Origin of the sequence: Bdellovibrio sp. HCB185ZH, assembly GCF_047302455.1 — a bacterium.
Taxonomy (GTDB): domain Bacteria; phylum Bdellovibrionota; class Bdellovibrionia; order Bdellovibrionales; family Bdellovibrionaceae; genus Bdellovibrio.
The window spans coordinates 1,578,396-1,594,233 of sequence record NZ_CP178624.1 but is presented as its reverse complement, the minus strand read 5'-3'; the positions used below and the strand labels follow the sequence as shown (position 1 = coordinate 1,594,233).

At 45.8% G+C, this 15,838-nt stretch carries 17 protein-coding genes; 6 read left to right on the top strand and 11 right to left on the bottom strand.

Annotation, left to right across the window (positions count from 1 at the left end):
• Positions 1-7: 7 nt before the first annotated feature.
• The 3 genes from ACLSU7_RS07785 to ACLSU7_RS07775 all read right to left on the bottom strand — a co-directional run bounded on the left by ACLSU7_RS07785 (position 8) and on the right by ACLSU7_RS07775 (position 2,912).
• Complete coding sequence (locus tag ACLSU7_RS07785; protein ID WP_413294995.1) at positions 8-1,054, bottom strand: SDR family NAD(P)-dependent oxidoreductase; 1,047 nt, start codon at positions 1,052-1,054, stop codon at positions 8-10.
• Between the two features lie 138 nt (positions 1,055-1,192).
• Entirely contained in the window at positions 1,193-2,155 is a 963-nt protein-coding gene (locus ACLSU7_RS07780) for a hypothetical protein (RefSeq protein ID WP_413294994.1), read from the bottom strand.
• 376 nt (positions 2,156-2,531) lie between these two features.
• Complete coding sequence (locus ACLSU7_RS07775; protein WP_413294993.1) at positions 2,532-2,912, bottom strand: hypothetical protein; 381 nt, start codon at positions 2,910-2,912, stop codon at positions 2,532-2,534.
• Positions 2,913-3,064: 152 nt separating this feature from the next.
• Here ACLSU7_RS07775 and ACLSU7_RS07770 point away from each other — a divergent pair, with 152 nt between their 5' ends.
• Complete coding sequence (locus ACLSU7_RS07770) at positions 3,065-3,814, top strand: TIGR02147 family protein (RefSeq protein WP_413294992.1); 750 nt, start codon at positions 3,065-3,067, stop codon at positions 3,812-3,814.
• Here the strand turns inward: ACLSU7_RS07770 and ACLSU7_RS07765 are convergent.
• Positions 3,811-4,269 (bottom strand): hypothetical protein, encoded by a 459-nt coding sequence (locus tag ACLSU7_RS07765; protein ID WP_413294991.1) that lies wholly within the window; start codon positions 4,267-4,269, stop codon positions 3,811-3,813. The genes ACLSU7_RS07770 and ACLSU7_RS07765 overlap by 4 nt on opposite strands.
• 252 nt (positions 4,270-4,521) lie before the next feature.
• On the opposite strand from ACLSU7_RS07765, the gene ACLSU7_RS07760 reads away from it, so the two are divergent.
• A complete protein-coding gene (locus ACLSU7_RS07760; protein WP_413294990.1) occupies positions 4,522-5,196 on the top strand; it encodes a hypothetical protein in 675 nt (224 codons plus the stop codon).
• Positions 5,197-5,250: 54 nt separating this feature from the next.
• On the opposite strand, the gene ACLSU7_RS07755 is transcribed toward ACLSU7_RS07760, so the two are convergent.
• The 3 genes from ACLSU7_RS07755 to ACLSU7_RS07745 form a co-directional block, all read right to left on the bottom strand.
• Positions 5,251-5,904, bottom strand: a complete 654-nt coding sequence (locus tag ACLSU7_RS07755) for a thermonuclease family protein (RefSeq protein ID WP_413294989.1) — start codon at positions 5,902-5,904, stop codon at positions 5,251-5,253.
• Between the two features lie 89 nt (positions 5,905-5,993).
• Positions 5,994-7,532: an Ig-like domain-containing protein gene (locus ACLSU7_RS07750; RefSeq protein WP_413294988.1), complete on the bottom strand. Its 1,539-nt coding sequence runs from the start codon at positions 7,530-7,532 to the stop codon at positions 5,994-5,996.
• Positions 7,533-7,703: 171 nt separating this feature from the next.
• On the bottom strand, positions 7,704-8,090 hold the full coding sequence (locus tag ACLSU7_RS07745) for a septal ring lytic transglycosylase RlpA family protein (RefSeq protein ID WP_413294987.1): 387 nt from the start codon (positions 8,088-8,090) through the stop codon (positions 7,704-7,706).
• Positions 8,091-8,374: 284 nt separating this feature from the next.
• Between ACLSU7_RS07745 and ACLSU7_RS07740 the strand changes: the two genes are divergently transcribed.
• Positions 8,375-9,493, top strand: a complete 1,119-nt coding sequence (locus ACLSU7_RS07740; RefSeq protein ID WP_413294986.1) for a DegT/DnrJ/EryC1/StrS family aminotransferase — start codon at positions 8,375-8,377, stop codon at positions 9,491-9,493.
• A 164-nt stretch (positions 9,494-9,657) separates the two neighbouring features.
• Complete coding sequence (locus ACLSU7_RS07735; protein ID WP_413294985.1) at positions 9,658-10,077, top strand: hypothetical protein; 420 nt, start codon at positions 9,658-9,660, stop codon at positions 10,075-10,077.
• Positions 10,078-10,157: 80 nt separating this feature from the next.
• On the opposite strand, the gene ACLSU7_RS07730 is transcribed toward ACLSU7_RS07735, so the two are convergent.
• The gene (locus ACLSU7_RS07730; protein ID WP_413294984.1) at positions 10,158-10,634 is read right to left on the bottom strand and encodes a hypothetical protein; all 477 of its coding nucleotides are present in this window, start codon (positions 10,632-10,634) and stop codon (positions 10,158-10,160) included.
• A gap of 192 nt (positions 10,635-10,826) precedes the next feature.
• On the opposite strand from ACLSU7_RS07730, the gene ACLSU7_RS07725 reads away from it, so the two are divergent.
• Positions 10,827-11,669: a trypsin-like serine peptidase gene (locus tag ACLSU7_RS07725; RefSeq protein WP_413294983.1), complete on the top strand. Its 843-nt coding sequence runs from the start codon at positions 10,827-10,829 to the stop codon at positions 11,667-11,669.
• On the opposite strand, the gene ACLSU7_RS07720 is transcribed toward ACLSU7_RS07725, so the two are convergent.
• Positions 11,666-11,929, bottom strand: coding sequence for a hypothetical protein (locus ACLSU7_RS07720; protein ID WP_413294982.1), 264 nt, complete (start codon positions 11,927-11,929; stop codon positions 11,666-11,668). The two genes, ACLSU7_RS07725 and ACLSU7_RS07720, sit on opposite strands and share 4 nt — an antisense overlap.
• Positions 11,930-12,041: 112 nt before the next feature.
• Here ACLSU7_RS07720 and ACLSU7_RS07715 point away from each other — a divergent pair, with 112 nt between their 5' ends.
• On the top strand, positions 12,042-12,779 hold the full coding sequence (locus tag ACLSU7_RS07715) for a class I SAM-dependent methyltransferase (protein ID WP_413294981.1): 738 nt from the start codon (positions 12,042-12,044) through the stop codon (positions 12,777-12,779).
• Between the two features lie 49 nt (positions 12,780-12,828).
• On the opposite strand, the gene ACLSU7_RS07710 is transcribed toward ACLSU7_RS07715, so the two are convergent.
• Positions 12,829-14,634, bottom strand: coding sequence for a M3 family oligoendopeptidase (locus ACLSU7_RS07710; protein WP_413294980.1), 1,806 nt, complete (start codon positions 14,632-14,634; stop codon positions 12,829-12,831).
• Positions 14,631-15,728, bottom strand: coding sequence for a DUF2252 family protein (locus ACLSU7_RS07705; protein WP_413294979.1), 1,098 nt, complete (start codon positions 15,726-15,728; stop codon positions 14,631-14,633). Before ACLSU7_RS07705 ends, ACLSU7_RS07710 begins: the two co-directional genes overlap by 4 nt.
• Between the last annotated feature and the right edge of the window lie 110 nt (positions 15,729-15,838).

Below are 15,838 nucleotides of genomic sequence, written 5' to 3'. Positions count from 1 at the left end.
TTCCTAATCAATGTAACTGATCCGTTTGCGGCGGAATTTCGTTATTCTGTTCAGCAGCTCGATCACCCATCGAAGTCAGAATGGAAGGAGTGATGAACGATTCAGCGTCCTTGCCCTCTTTCGTCGTTCTGATGTCATCCGTAGGATTTGGTAGCAGCAGATTCGCCAGGGAGCCCAGATCCGCATACAGACCGGGGAAATGGGCATTCATCAGTGAACCCACTTTAGAAGTCATGCTAACGTTAATTTCCGCTTGTCCTGTTTTGATAGCGGAAATGATTCTTTTTGCCGCTCTTTCTGCGCTGATAGTGATAAGAGGTGCTGAAGCCATTAAAGAAAACCACGCGTGTTCTTTTTTAAATTGTCCTTTTACGCGTGCATTTCTTGCGGACCCGGTGCGCATAAGGCCGGGGCAAACAGTTGTGACATAAATGCCTTTTTTCATTAATTCCAGTCGCAAGCTTTGCGAATATCCGCGCAGAGCAAATTTGCCTGTGCAGTAGGCCGCCAAATGCGGCACGGGGATCAAGCCACCGACCGATGAAATGTTCACGATGCGCGCTCCGGCTTTCAAATGAGGCAGGCATGCGCGGTTCATATAATAGGGAGCCCAGAAATGGGTTTCTAAGGAATCTTCAAAATCTTTTTTAGTGGTATTTTCCAGAGGTGCCGTGGAGATTATTCCAGCATTATTCACTACGACGTCTATTTTCCCAAAGGCTTTCATCACCTCATCGATGGAATTGTCGACTTGGTTGGGTTTGGTACAATCACATTCAAGGATGAGAACGTCTGTACCGGGAACCGCGAGCTCAATGATTTTCTGCCCTCGCGCCAATTCTTCTTTGTCCCGAGCCAGCAAAGCTAACGAAGCGCCTTGGCGGGCAAACTCTTTGGCCATCACGAGTCCCAGTCCTCGGGATCCCCCGGAGATGACAACGACAGAGTTTTTCAGGGAGCGGTAGCGCAGTTGATCGCGAATCAGCGAATAGCCATAGCCAGCTATGAATCCAAGGCCGATTCGTCTGAAGAGTGTTCGTGTAAGTGAGCTCATGAAGTACCTCTCTTCCCAAATTCTTTATAAAGTTATTTTAGAGGAAGGGTGAAGATATCGCAGAGCCAGTGTCATAAAGCAAAAAAAGTCCCCGCATCCTAAGACACGGGGACTATGTCGTTTGTCAAAGTTATAAAATTAGATTTTTGACAGGAAAGATCCCAATAAAGAGCCCACGATTGAAGTGACTACAGAAGATGTTGGCGAAGTAGCACCCGCGATTTTGATGCCGCCCATCAGTGCCGTCAAAAGTGTTTTTGCCAAAGTCGAAGAACCTGAACCGCTGCCGACGATCGCACTCAAACCAGAATTAGATCCTGAAGTGAAAGCGGCGATCAAATTTTGCAACGTCGTCGACGTGTTGTTGGATGAACCCAGTTGAGAGATCAATTGATTCAAGCCAGGCAATGAACCAGAGCCCAGGCTGCTAAGGATTGTTTGCAACACAGTTGATGAGTTGCCCAATTTACCCAAGCCCAACACCGAACCTTTCGCAAGGCTTTCAACAACTGTCGCTAAGCTGCTGACATCAAAATCTTTTCCACTCAGTTTACCAATTAGCGCTTGGATAATGGTGTTAGCGGCAGTGGCCTGGCTGCCAGAAGAAACTCCTGCAAGTTTAAGATTTGCAAACAATGCAGAAGTGACTGTTTGAATCAGGTTCGTGGAAACTTCATCTTGGGAAAGATTCACAAGAGAGTTCAGGGTGCTATCGCCAATCAAAGCCAGGATATTCGACTTTTTAACCAGGTCAGCAATATTCAAAGTACCAACACCTGTTGTTGCTCCTTGAATGATAACCGGGATGATCGCAGCCAGGTCATTGCTTTTTCCCAAGTTCGCAGATTCAAGTGCCATCTGCGCACTTGCCACGATCGCACTGATTTGCGAAGCGGAAAGTTTGCTAGTTGTTTGAACTGCAAGTTGTTCATTAAGATCACTCAGCATCGATTGGGAAGCCATTTTAGGTTCAGAAACAGTCGGTGTCCCCAGTGACGAAGATTCATCGGTAGAGGAACGTTCAGCAGTTTGAAAGTTACTGCCACAACCTATCAAGCTTGTTGTTAGGCTTAGTGCAAGTAACGAAGTAAGTAGTTTCATTTTTCCTCCGGTTGATTCGGTCCTGAAACAGAATAGGGGGAATCACCGAAAATAAAAATGGGGGGAACGCTGGAAAAAAGGTCCTGTAAAATCCGACGACAAAAACGGATTTTGTTTTCGTCTAATCTGTTCACAGTAAGAACAAGAAAAGGAAAAGATGTTTTTTCTTTTTTCAGTTTGTTTCTACATTCGATTGCTTTTGAAAGTAAATCTGAGGAATGACAACGAAAATAAGTTCTCTAATCGATACATTCAGTGCCAATCAGGAAGTACGAGGCAGCAGAAAATTTGAGGGAATTGTAGATTTACTGCTCGGAAAATAAAAAAGGCACTGGGTTGTAGCCAGTGCCTTGTAAAATTTTAGAAAGATTCAGAACTACTTAACGCAAGCTTCGATTCGTTTAACTCGAACATTCGGGCGCTCTTTGCGGTAGTCCGAAGCATCGTACAAATACTGAGTGTAGCTATCGCCCAAGAGGACTTCTTTGTTCGCCTTTTTAGTGCAAACAGGGTGCGCGGAATCGGTACGGTTCCACTCGACACACACCTCGCGATTTGCTGTCAAAGAAGCTTTAACTGGCGCCTGGCCTGGTAAAGAAGCCTCCACAGTTTGGCTCTCTTCATCGATACAAACCTGATCGCGGGTAACATAGCCGCGCTCGGGAACATAGGGGTTGGCTGAGCGGTTATAAATGATTTCAGTCGCAGCTGACGCGAAAAATGGTGCCATAAGCAATATAGACAGCAACAGCTTCATTGAATCCCCCTTAAAGGTGGTGAAAGTGCGATAGTTTTGACACAAAAGAGGTGACCAAACAAGAGACGGTTCAGGAAAAGCTTTCACAAGGTTTGTGAAACCCCACCAAAATCAGCGAAGGACTCGATTTTTAAGGTATATATAAGGCCCATATGACAAAGGCTGAAATCCTTAAATACAAAGACTACAGGCAGTTTCTCGCAGACTACAATGCCTGGAAAAGTCAGAATAAAGTAGGGTGGAGTTTGACGGTGTGGACTCGTCAGCTGGGGCTTTCTCATCCCTCGGCTCTGTCAATGATCCTGAATCGCAAGCGTCATATCGGGGATAAACTTGCGGATTCCATTTCCGAATATTTTGAATTCAATGAAAATGAAAAGACGCACTTTTCAAACCTGGTAAAGTACGAAAAATCCATAGACAGCAACCATTTGCGTATCATGGTTTTGAACGAGCTTCAGGGTGAAAAGAACAATGCGATTGCGCGTTTCGTACTAAATGAAGGCAACAAATTGCAAAAGTTTGAAAACCGCGCGCAGTTGGTGGCAGCCCTTTCTCCCATCCTGGGCATGACTCCCGGGGATTTGATTGCGTTAGAGGCGCGTACGCCCGAGGCTCCCGATGCTAAGGCCATGCATCTGGAAGTGGTGAAGATTTTGGAGCGCTCCTATGACGTCGTACCCAAAACGAAACGTCAGTACTCGGCAACCTTTATGCGTATGAAGGCCGAGCGCATGGAAGAGGCTATTGCCAAGCTCCGTGCATTTCAAAAAGAGTTTATTGCAGAATTTGATTCGGAAGAGGCCGATGCGTTGGTGTGCTTTCAGAACTCTTTATTTTCCATGATCAACGAAGAGGGGACCGAGAACGATCCCCCATTGCCTCATAATAAAAAGAACTAACCGCACTCATCTCCCCAGGCCGCTTTCATCGAGCATGTCGGGTTGACTGCTGTCCCACCGGTGCCGTTTTTATTAATCGTACATTTCACTTCTTTAGCGACCTCTGTCACGTGACCCGTGGTTCCGTCGGGCATGACTCCCATTTCTGATAGGGCATCAAACAAGGCCTTGGCTGTGATTGGCCCCACGCCTGCTGGTGGAGTGCACTTATACGCAGGCATTGTGTCTGGAAGTATGCCACGATTGGTTTGCACGCACTGAAGATCGGCGATGGTCCAAATGGTGTTGTCACCATCATAGGTTTTAGTGGCGATATTGGAGTTTTTTAAGATGTAGCCCAAAGTAACGGCTTCATCTCCTTTGAATTCTCTTGTGGATAAATCACCGCAAGCGGCTGAAGCATAGTGGGTAAAGTAAAGAATTCCAATTGCTGTTAGCAGGGACTTTTTCAACATAGGCTCTCCTTTGAATACAGAATAGTTAGCATCAAAAGCCCCACACCAATCAGTCCAGTGTCGAGAAAACATAGTCACGCGACCCCTGTTATCAGGCACATCTTCGAATGAAGTCAGCGCTGCCTCATTTTGAGATTTAATAAAGAACAGAGATTCGTTAGGTATAGGAAAAATCAAGGTAACTTGATCAACTTGGGCGAGTCTGCCACACTAGGAGTTCATAAAAAATCTCAAACCACATGGAGTCGACTGATGAGAATTCTATTATCTAGTATGTTTGTTCTATTGATAGGTCTACAGGCGAAAGCAGCTGCGGTGATCCAAGCCGCATCGAATATTCATGAAGGTAAAGTTATTGTTGCTGTCGAAGATACGGATCCTGATAAGCGTGTTTTTATGCAAGTTGATTCGCGCACGGGTAAAAAAGAATCCTTGGGGTTTCCCAATGATCTCGTGTCAGAGGAAATCTCTGCGGTTTTGTCCTTGCCAGAGTATGTGGTCGTTGTCTCTAAATCTTCGGGTGAAGACAGAAAACCTCGCGTCCATGAATATGTCAGAAACTCTAAAATCTGGATGGCGGCGGGGGAGTTAAATTGCTTGTCCTTTAAACAGATCGAAATCGAAAAGTCAGAACTCCGTGTGGACTGTGCGGATGAGACAAAAGATGGTCGCGTGGCAGGTACGGTGAAAATGGTTTTAGACTTCACTTCTAAAGCGCAGGTTAAGGCCACGTTGCCTTTGCAGCAGGACAGACAGGGTAACATCAGCTTTAATCTTTTAGGTGGCTCTCCGGGCAAATGGGAATCAATGGAGCTATTCAGTCCAAAAAACAAAAAAGCACTGACTGCGAAGGACTTATCATTATCGTCCGATGCCAAGATCAAAAAGACAATCAAAGTTAAAGAGACGATTGGTCCAAAAGAGTAAATTTCTGAACCAGGTTAAAACGAAAAAAGCCATCCCTGAGGATGGCTTTTTTATTTAGAAGAACTTGTAGCCGTTGCTGTAAGCTAAATTCTTGTCCGAGAAAAAGGCTCTGCGCCAAACCGGGATCTTGTAGCTGTCTTCCGGGTAATAGAGCATTTTGGTTTCGATATCTCCGACAAAATTTGTTCCGGTCAGATTGCGCGATTTCATGCGGAAATCATAGGGCGCAAGAACGTTCGAGTAGCGCGCAGAAAACAGACCTCTTTGGTTGTCTACCGCGAACTTGGAAGCTTGGCTGTAGGCCGAAATCATTCCTTTATCAAACGGGTAGATAAAGTACATGTAGCCCCAGCCCTCTTTCAGGATTTCCAGGTTCACTTCAACATCGTTATATATCACTCGGCCCAGGATGCGGTTGTGTTTGTCATGGCCATTTTCATCGTAAAGGACAGTGATATTGCTGCCGACGGGGACCAGGCCCGCCACAAAATCACGGGCCACATCAGCCGGCTCGCCTTGGGTATTTCCAAAGTAGTCCACTTCTGGCGTATCCACACCCAGGAAGCGCACCTTAAAGCGATCGCTCCCGGACTGAACTGTCAGCGTGTCGCCGTCATGCACGTTAATCACGGTTCCGTGAAGAGTGTAGGCTAAGACAAGAGTGGGAAAGAAAATGATAAGAGATAAAAGGAAGCGAAGTGATTTCATAGAGGTCTTTGTACCAAGACCTGCCGGAGGAGCCTATGCGAACTCCTCCTTTGGAAAAGAATGCGTAAACGTCAGGATTTTAGACAGTCCTAATCGACGATATCCAAGTATACGGATTTATCCAGGAACGGAAAGACCGGTACGGAGTTGAAAACCTGGTCATAGGAGAACTTAAACATATTTAGGCTCATGATCGAGATCTCTGCAATCACGGTTCCCGAGACGTTACCTTCATAGCGGCTGTGGATAAGTGGCGCATTCAAAAGAATTCTTTCGAAAGAAACATTACGACCTTCCGTGCGGCAAACTGCATCGTACAGAGGACCATTTTTCGCTTCGATTAAAGCGGCCTCAGCCACAACTGCATCGCCAGTTGCTTTCGGACTGGTGGAGTTTCTGACAAAGTTCCCTGGCACTGTCCAGAAAGTGGAGTAACGATTCACCAAAGAGGAAGTACCATAGCTTGCTGTGCTTGTTGCATAGCGATCAGAAGGGTCGCAGAAGCTGCCATTCTTTTTAACAGTGCCTAAGCCCATGCTGATGGATTTGCTGCTGGTGATTTGAAGATTGCGAGTCGCATCGTTGTTCGAGTAGTTGATCGGACCATACATGAATACGGAACCCACAACATACAAACGGCAACCTGTGCGCGATTTGATCGTCACGTTATCCAAAAGCAAAGGTCCGCGAATCGCCAGGTCTCCTTCACAAGCAAGCTCACCACTATTTTGGAAGAATGTGCCCTGGTCTTTCAAGCCAGACAATGCAACCGAGTCTGCAGCATCTTTGAAGTACTTGATGCGCTCAGAAGCCGCCATCTGGAAAGCGGTTGTGATGTTAGCATCTGTCGGCGCACCGATATAGACACTTTTCTTAGTCACAACTTGCGCACCTTTAGTCGTCGCGTATGCGGAGTTAGCCAGTTGCGCTTTAATATAAGCCGCTAGAGTGCTGGCGTTCGCTGCTGTTGCGATTGCTGTTGGCAGATTCGCTTGCGGCACGATCACGTTTTTATCGGCAGGCATAGAGATCGTATTAAAGCTGTTGCCATGGTCTCCATAAACGGAGCCGCTTGTCCAAGTGATTCCGCTGGGAGAGCCTTGCCCCATAAAGTAGCTCGAACCGTAACCGAAATCAGTGATGATATTAGAGGCCACTTGGGCGTGACACTGAATACAGCCCATTCCGCGGATTGCCAAGGCTGGTTGGAAAGTCGTGAAGCTGTTGCCGACGCTGACTTTCACCGTGAACTGAATCGCGACGCCGTCTTTGTCAGTGACTGTCACAATGATATTGTCATTACCGCGAAATCCATAGTTTGGCGTGTATTTAAATTTATAAGTGCTCTTGTCCGTGACTTCGATTTTACCATTCAGAGCCGCACCCTGGTTGGCGGCGATGAACGAGATTTTATCAGCGATCGGGGCGCGCGTTTGATCGGCCTGAAAATCAATGGCCGTGTTCATTTTTGTTTCTAACAGCATGTCGGGAATAAGTTTGGCCTCGCCATTGCCACCGCTTAGGCTGGCGTTTACGGCGCTTGAAAAGTGAGCGTTGGGCGCACAGTTTTGGAATGTAACGATGAGTGCTGCACTCGTGATGCCTAAACCAAGAAGTCTCATTTTCATACAGTATTCCCCCGCAACGTCTGAATTCCGCTGATTTCAATTCATTGTCATTTGCAATATTGTTACCAGCTTAAATCGAACTTGGTGTTTACGGCGTTTAGTTTATTGGACAGTGTCTGTCAGGTAGTCAATTTCTAGACCAGAGGCTGGGAGCCGGCCGGAACATCCGCTCTACTGCCCAGGGATGGAGACCACTTCCATCTTGATAGTGTCAGTGCCTTTTTGAATAAAACCCAACTGCTGGGCCGCGGCCTGAGAGACGTCAAGGATACGACCTTTCGTGAAGGGACCACGGTCATTGATGCGAACGGTGACGGTTTTGCCTGTGCTAAGACTGGTGACCTTCACCATGGATCCCATAGGTAAAGTGCGGTGAGCCGCAGTCAGCTGATGCAGATCAAATTTCTCTCCGCTGGCTGTGCGATTGCCCTGATGGCTTTCGCCATACCATGAGGCCTTGCCTTTCGCGACGCTGCCTGTATGCAGGGAACTCGCGCAACTGGGGAGGCCAAATCCCAGAGTCAAAAGCAGAATGTAGAAGCGCGAGAATCTTTGCATAGTTTCTCCTCGGCATACGCGGCGTTCTACTTGATTCTCCTCCTTGAAAACCAGTGCCACAGCATGTTTCTTGATATTTCCGGTGCCTGGACCATTGCCTAAGGGAAGTGCCCCTCGCAATTGGTTCTAAATCACGATTCGGTGTTGTGTATAAGCACCACTCGTGGAGAGAAAGCTACAGTGCTTCAGCCACGCGACGCGCAGCCCTTGATTGCACAAATTAAAATCTTAGCGGAAAATATCTGCATAAGACTTATTTTTTAACCTTGGATGAGAGAGTACTTATGAGCATTCAACAAGTTCCATTTATTACTTTGAACCGTTTTGAACCTGGTTTCCGCGATGAGTTTTTGGCCGGTGTTGCCAATCTTTTTGATAAAACTCAATTCGTAGGCGGTCCGATCGTGGGCGAGATGGAAGCAAATCTTGCAGCATACACAAAATCCAAACACGCTATCGGCTGTGCCAATGGAACTGATGCCATTCAAATCGCTTTGCGTGCTGTGGGCGTTGAAAAGAACGATAAAGTTCTGGTTCCAGATATGACTTTCTGGGCGACTTTCGAAGCGGTTGTCAACGTGGGCGCAAACCCGGTAACTGTGGATGTGAACAAAGAATATTGCCACTGGGATCTTGCCACTTTCAAAAAAGCAGTCGAGCAGTTCAAACCTAAAGCTGCCATCATGGTTCATCTTTACGGCTGGGTTACTCCAGAAACTTTGGAAATCAGAAAATTCGCAAAAGACAATGGCGTTGTTTTGATCGAAGACGGTGCTCAATGTTTTGGTACCGAAATCTCTGGCCAATCGGTTTTGGGAACTGCTGAGATTTCAACGACAAGCTTTTACCCAGCAAAAGTTTTGGGTGCTTCGGGGGATGCGGGTGCAATTTTCACAGCGAACGATACTTACGCTAAAAACTGCCGCACATTGATCAACCACGGTCGTACAGATCACTATTCTCACGGTATGATCGGTTGGAATTCCCGTATCGGTGCTTACGAGTCTTTGTTCTTGAACATGTCTTTGAAACACATCGACGCTCGTATCAAATCTCGTATGAACGCGGTTAAGTTCTATGAAGAGTCTTTGAAAGGCTTGCCACTAAAACCAGTTCGCGCGGCTTCCACTGTTACTGAAAACGGGTACTGTGCAGTAGCGATGATTGAGCCAAAACTTCGTTCGGCATTGATCGATAACTTGAAAAAAGCCAACGTAGGTTACGGGACTATTTATCCAGGCGCAATGAGCATGCAATCTGGTGCTCAAGCTCACTTGGCAGGTAAAATTGACAATGGCAACGCTCACTATATCTCCCAAGCTGTATTGAACCTTCCATGTTTCGCTTATATCACACCTGAAGAACTTCAATACGTTGTCGACGTAGTTAAGAAAAGCTTCTAGTTCGCGGTAATTTAATTTAAAAAACTTTAGCCCCGGTATCGCAAGGTACACGGGGCTTTTTTTATCCTTCAAAAATTCACAAATCATCCTTCGAATCGTTCTATTTTACGAAACTCGGTTCATCCGCCTATAAAGCCTTCATAACGAACCTTAAAGGAGAATTTATGAAAGCAGTGTTGATCGCAATTGCAATGGTTTTAGGTATAACAACAACGGCTCAGGCAGGGGAGTTTGCTCGTCAAACAATCCATCCTGCTGACAATTCACCCGTGGAGGCCTTGCAAAATCTTTTCGCCAAAGAAGTTAAGAAAGAAGGCTCTCCACTTAATAAATACATGAAGACTTTAAAAGAAATTGATCCGTCCTACTTTTATGACGACACGATTTCTGCTGAAGATGTTGTAAGACTTGAATCAGGAGGAAACGGTGGAATCTATTCCATCAATTATCTGATCATTATCCGCGCTGGTTATAAAAGTAATACTTTCCAAATGGGTTACTTAAAAGCTGAAATGTTCGGTCACGAAGAGGGTGAAACTTTCACCGTTGTGATCTCTGAACCAGCTAAAGTAACCATCGAATAGTCGGTACTCAGAAAAACCAAAATAAAAAAGCCGGGCTTGGACCCGGCTTTTTTATTTCATTGAATTGAATCAACTGCTGATTAGTAGCAGTTAGCAATTGTTTTCGTTTTTGTGGAAAGCGGGCGCTCGTGTCGATAATCAGACATCTCGTAAACTGACTGCGTGTATTCCAAAGGATATTTCTTAGTTTGCTGAACCGATTTTACACAACGTGGACGAGTGGAGTCATCGCGGTTCCACTTGATGCAAACTTCCTGAACGTAATCACGAGAAGCCGTGATGTATTTGGCAGGGTAAGAGACCACTTTCGGGCCGACGCAAACTTTTTTAGGATAATGAGAGTCAGAGTGATCCCAACGGTAAGATTTGCAAGTCACAGCTTTGTGAGCCGGCACGTAAACCTTGAATGCGTTGGCGTCGGGTTTGTAGCAAATGGCTTGCGCCGTGAAAGTGCCCTTTTTCGGAACGTATGGATTGATGGTGCGGTTCAAAACCGTTTCGCCATAGGCGAAAGCCATTCCTGGAACGAAAAGCATTAAAGCGATAACAAACTTCATAATGTCTCCTATGAGTGTGAAGGATCTCGCTTCTATTTGAAGTCCCTGGAGTTTGCATCAATTTCTTCCTGGAAACGGCGGGTTATCGACTCCTAGAAATTCTCCTTAAATTGCAGTATATGCGCCGCGTATTTGAGGTTTCCGTTGTGACTTCGGGGGCTTATCGATAGGCTTTTGAACCGGGGGGAACACATGAAACTTATTATTTCTTTACTAGCTGTAATGACAGTAGCGGCAACAGCTCAAGCATTGCCACTTCCGAACGCACACCAGATGGTGTCTTTGCCTGAGAACTTCACCGCACAATACAACTTCGAGGGGATTGTTGGATTGGACAACTGTTCAGGGTCATTGATTCGCTTGGAAAACTCACGCGATACAGATAAAGCGTTGGTTTTGACGAATGGTCATTGCTTGGAAACTGGATTTCCAAAACCAGGAACTTATGTTTACGGTAAACCAAGCCGTCGTACTTTCAGACTATTCAATGCGGGTATGGAAGTTGTGGGTCGTTTGAACGCAACGACAATCGTTTACTCATCAATGACGAAAACTGATATGACGATTTATAAATTGGCAGAGACGTATGCTGAAATTAAATCTAAATACGCAGTGAATCCATTGTTGCTGGCTTCTCAACGTCCTGTTGAAAAAACACAAATCGAAGTGATCTCTGGCTACTGGAAGCGCGGTTATTCTTGTGAGATCGAAGCTTTCATTCCTTATTTGGAAGAAGCGGGTTTCACATGGCAGGACTCTATTCGTTACTCTCGCCCGGGTTGCCAAGTGATCGGTGGAACTTCAGGTTCACCAATCGTGCAAAAAGACACTCGTACAGTTATCGGTGTTAACAATACAGGCAGCGATTCAGGCGAAATGTGCACAATGAATAATCCATGCGAGATCGACCAGAATGGTAATAAAAAAGCTTACCGTGGTTACTCTTACGGCGAGCAAACTTTCTGGGTTTACTCGTGCCTGAACCAATACAATGAACTAGATGTGAATGTAGCTGGCTGCCAGCTTCACCACTAAGAAGCTTCTTCGGACTTCTTCTGAGGTCTAAGATCTTCGATACTGACGTTATTTTTACGCGGAGCACGTTTGTGCTCCGTTTTTTTTGGTCTATCGAATTCATCTTCGCCACGCAAACGACTGATCATCAGTTCGTCCATCTCTTTGATAAATTCATAATATTTTAAAACGGTTTCTTTGATTGTCGTTAGAAGCTGCATGGATGTGCTTTCTCCCCAGGAGTGTGATGAGTCCTCATTGTAGAATAGCAGCAAAACCATGTGGGATTTTTAATGAACTACTGGTCTTTCAGAGGGGAGGATGTGGAAAGAACTCAGATCTTGCACTCGACTTGGCCCGGGACTACGCTTTTCCCAAGTGAAAGGACCCGCTATGAAATTACCAATTCTTATTTTTACTATGTGTTTGGGAATTCAAACCGCATTTGCAGCGGCGACAAATCCGCTGGAGGCGGCATTGTCAGCATCATCTCGTTCTGCGGAGGATAAAAAGGCTGACACGGACAGGCGTCCCAAAGAATTGCTGGAATTTTCCAAAGTGAAAGCCGGTGAAAGAGTGGTGGATATGATGCCTGGGAAAGGCTATTTCACTAAACTTTTTGCGAGCGTAGTTGGAGACAAAGGACATGTGACCGCCTTTATACCAAAGGAATTTGAGAGCGCTCCTTTTAAGCCGGTGGATGCCACGAAGGAGGCTACCAAAGGTTTGAAGAATACCTCTGTAGCGGTTACGCCGATTTTGGATGCGCCTGACGCGAACGCTGACCTGGTTTGGACATCGCAAAACTATCATGACCTGCATATCAAAAAATACATCACCGTGGATATGGTGGCATTTAATAAAATGGTCTTCAAAATGTTAAAGCCCGGTGGTCGTTACGTCGTGATTGATCACGTTGCAGCCGCAGGCGCTACAGATGCTGATATTGAACGTCTGCACAGAATAGATCCTGCTATGGTGAAAAAAGAAGTGGAAGCAGCTGGCTTTGTATTGGCAGAAGAAGGAAAAATTTTGAAACGAGAAGAACCTCACACTCTGAATGTTTTTGATCCTGCGATTCGTGGCAAGACCGATCAGTTTGTGTTCCTTTTCGTAAAACCTAAAAAGTAATTTTTATTAAAAAAAAGGCGCTGGTTTCAACCGGCGCCTTTTTAATTTCTTAGTTTGAAATCAAAGTTTCGAAGTGATTGATCTTGGCTTTCACAACATCAATCGACTTTTGCCAGAAAGCCGGTTGAGTGATGTCTTCACCCAGATGTTTTTGAATCAAATCCTCTGCCGACATTCTGCCGGTATCGCGCAAGATCGCTTTATACTTCGGCATAAATTCGGCGCCCAATTCTTTACGGCGGGCATAAATGCTTAACGAGAACAAATATCCAAACGTATAAGGGAAGTTATAGAAACTTAAACCCGCGATATGGAAATGCAGTTTGTGAGCCCAGAAAAGCTCATCTGCTTTTTCCGTGCTATCTCCATACCATTCTTTCCAAACACTTCCCATAAGGCTGCGAAGTTCGTCAGCACTCAAAGTGCGCTCCTTGCGGGCTTCGTAGAATTTTCGTTCAAATTCATAACGGACCGGGATGTTGATCAAAAATGCCATGGCACTTTCCAAATCGCCCCAGGCATTTTCAATTTTTTCTTCGCGGGATTTGGAAACTCCCATCAAAGCGTCACCTAGAACGGTTTCTGCAAAAACGCTCGCCGTTTCAGCCAGGGTCATCGGGTAATCCATTTCACCTAGAGACATATCGCGCATCACCCACGAATGAAAACCGTGTCCCAATTCATGGGCCAGGGTTCCGATATCGCTGTTTGAACCCATGTACGTCATATAAACACGGGGCTCCCGTTTTGCCAGGAAGCCTGTGCAATAAGCGCCAGTGCGTTTATTCGGAAGAACACGTCCTTCAATCCAATTGTTATCAACCATCATTTGCACAAAGTCCGCCATTTCAGGGGAGACATTGGCAAAAGAGTCTTTCACGATTTTAGCACCTTCTTCAAATGGCACGGCAGCTGCTGAAGCGGCGATGGGACTTGGGGCCATCAGATCCCACAGTTCCAACTTTTCTTTCTTCATCACTTTCGCCATAAGCAAACCAGCTTTTTGAATATCTTTGGTGTTATTACGGCAAGCCGTGATCATCGCATCTAAAGTTTTTTGCGTGATGCGGTTGTCGTTCAGTGGATTGTTCATGAAAGACATGGCCTTCGTGTGAGAACGCTTTTGGGCGTCCTCGATGCGCCAGCCAGCAAGTGCATTCACGATAGCAGCAGCACTGTGCTGGTGCTCGGCCCAGGCTTCCTGAATACCGATCCAGGCAGCTTTTCGATCGGCCTCGTTCGCAGTTTTCGTCAAAGCGCTGGCCTTCGCCAGGCCCACTGTTTCCGTGCGATCAGCATATTTCAATTGCACGCGCATATTGCCGCTGAGTTCATCATAAAGATTGCCCCAAGCGGTGTGACCAGAAACCTCAAGGCTCGTCATCAAAAGCTCTTCGGGTTCGGATAATGCATGAGCCACTTTTTTGCGCTTTTCTTCATAATTAAAGCGATAAGATTTAATGTGGTCATGGTTTAAGATTTTATTGAACGTCGCCTCGTCGCATTTTTGAATCATCAAATTCAAAGGAATGATCGCTTGAGACAATTTAGAAAAGAAAATCTGAATTTCTGATTCTTTGGTTTTTGCATCCGTGTTTGTAGAATCCACAGATAAAAGGCAGTTCACATAAGTCGACATGGTGGCCGCTGTGATCACGCACTTCTCGTAGGCCATCAATATATTTTGAATCTGGGTGATGGTCTTATCAGATGGTTTTTGTAGGTCGGCTTTGATCTCGGCAATATTTTTTTGCAAAGACTCAAGCTCGCCCGTGACGTGATTCCAGTCTTTTTGGAATTCAGGTGAAGTTAGAGTTGGATAAACTGATTCAATATTCCAAGTAGGGCCGTTCATTGGTTATTCTCTTTCGTCATAAGGTTGACGTAGCTATTCACAAAACTTTTGAATTCATTATAATTTAAAACGCTTAACAAGGGTGCCGCTGAGGATTGTTGACCGTGCCAGCGTCCCAGACAGTTTGCGATGTACAGGGACATCTTTTGTCCATCCTGGATATTGTGACCTTCATCTGCATCTTCTGGATCGAAATCCAAATAATCATCAAAGCGAGCGCGCATCAAGAACTGTCCACCAGATGTCGTTACAATTTTGAAGGGCCCGTACACCATGCGAGACGGGCGATACACTTGTGCTACATAAGGAAAACGCTGATCAGGTGCGCCTTGGTCGGAATAGTATGACGTCGCGGCCTGGGCTTCTAATTTGAACTCGATGATGTAGCGTTCTTGATTTTTTTGAATCAGATACCAAAAACGGGGGAGTCCCTGACTGCCTCCGCTGAGTTTGGTTTTGTAGCCGATATCTAGGATTTGATATCCCGTGACAGCCGCAGCAAAAATCGCCTCGGATTGCTGAAACAAATTCTGCACAGAGGCCGGAGCTTTATTCAATGGAGTCAATTTTGCTTTTGCGGAAAAATGATTCTGTTCGGTTAATTTATTAAGGTATTTATTCTGCCGTTTAAAATAATCTGCGTCCGTGTGGGCAAGGGTCGCCTGCAAAACCTCAGGCTCGGGCAAAGCTTGTCCCTGAAGTCCACTCACATAGGCATCAAAGATTTGTGAGAGCGGAATGGTAAACGGAGAAACTTGATTTCCAGCGGCATAGCGAATCAAGTCACCAGCAAAGGGCGCGTTGCTTCCGCCGTCATCAATATCGATCAAAGTGAATTCACGACCGCCTGAAGACAGTTGCACATCGCCAAAATTTTGGATGTGGGGATCGCCGACAACAACTCCCTGAACTGAAAGCATCGGGGACTTTTGCAACTTCAACCAATTCCAATAGTGGGGAGCGTTGGCGCGAAAGGCATCAAACAAACTGTATTCATAGTGCCATTCAGCACCCATAACCGTTGCGAAACTTTCAGAATGTGCGGGAACACTCGAGAACATAAAGAGTGCGAATGTCAGAAGAAATGCTTTCATTGCGGTCAAATTAACAAAGCCATTATCCGAAGGCAAGACGACCTTTGGTTAAGACTTTGTTGGCACTTGGCACGTTACAAGATGGTCAATTGTGATTCAGTCTGTCCGGC

Bases quoted from the DNA above. Each gene is read 5' to 3' on its own strand.
- ACLSU7_RS07785 (WP_413294995.1), bottom strand. From the start codon at position 1,054: ATGAGCTCACTTACACGAACACTCTTCAGACGAATCGGCCTTGGATTC.
- ACLSU7_RS07780 (WP_413294994.1), bottom strand. From the start codon at position 2,155: ATGAAACTACTTACTTCGTTACTTGCACTAAGCCTAACAACAAGCTTG.
- ACLSU7_RS07775 (WP_413294993.1), bottom strand. From the start codon at position 2,912: ATGAAGCTGTTGCTGTCTATATTGCTTATGGCACCATTTTTCGCGTCA.
- ACLSU7_RS07770 (WP_413294992.1), top strand. From the start codon at position 3,065: ATGACAAAGGCTGAAATCCTTAAATACAAAGACTACAGGCAGTTTCTC.
- ACLSU7_RS07765 (WP_413294991.1), bottom strand. From the start codon at position 4,269: ATGTTGAAAAAGTCCCTGCTAACAGCAATTGGAATTCTTTACTTTACC.
- ACLSU7_RS07760 (WP_413294990.1), top strand. From the start codon at position 4,522: ATGAGAATTCTATTATCTAGTATGTTTGTTCTATTGATAGGTCTACAG.
- ACLSU7_RS07755 (WP_413294989.1), bottom strand. From the start codon at position 5,904: ATGAAATCACTTCGCTTCCTTTTATCTCTTATCATTTTCTTTCCCACT.
- ACLSU7_RS07750 (WP_413294988.1), bottom strand. From the start codon at position 7,532: ATGAAAATGAGACTTCTTGGTTTAGGCATCACGAGTGCAGCACTCATC.
- ACLSU7_RS07745 (WP_413294987.1), bottom strand. From the start codon at position 8,090: ATGCAAAGATTCTCGCGCTTCTACATTCTGCTTTTGACTCTGGGATTT.
- ACLSU7_RS07740 (WP_413294986.1), top strand. From the start codon at position 8,375: ATGAGCATTCAACAAGTTCCATTTATTACTTTGAACCGTTTTGAACCT.
- ACLSU7_RS07735 (WP_413294985.1), top strand. From the start codon at position 9,658: ATGAAAGCAGTGTTGATCGCAATTGCAATGGTTTTAGGTATAACAACA.
- ACLSU7_RS07730 (WP_413294984.1), bottom strand. From the start codon at position 10,634: ATGAAGTTTGTTATCGCTTTAATGCTTTTCGTTCCAGGAATGGCTTTC.
- ACLSU7_RS07725 (WP_413294983.1), top strand. From the start codon at position 10,827: ATGAAACTTATTATTTCTTTACTAGCTGTAATGACAGTAGCGGCAACA.
- ACLSU7_RS07720 (WP_413294982.1), bottom strand. From the start codon at position 11,929: ATGGTTTTGCTGCTATTCTACAATGAGGACTCATCACACTCCTGGGGA.
- ACLSU7_RS07715 (WP_413294981.1), top strand. From the start codon at position 12,042: ATGAAATTACCAATTCTTATTTTTACTATGTGTTTGGGAATTCAAACC.
- ACLSU7_RS07710 (WP_413294980.1), bottom strand. From the start codon at position 14,634: ATGAACGGCCCTACTTGGAATATTGAATCAGTTTATCCAACTCTAACT.
- ACLSU7_RS07705 (WP_413294979.1), bottom strand. From the start codon at position 15,728: ATGAAAGCATTTCTTCTGACATTCGCACTCTTTATGTTCTCGAGTGTT.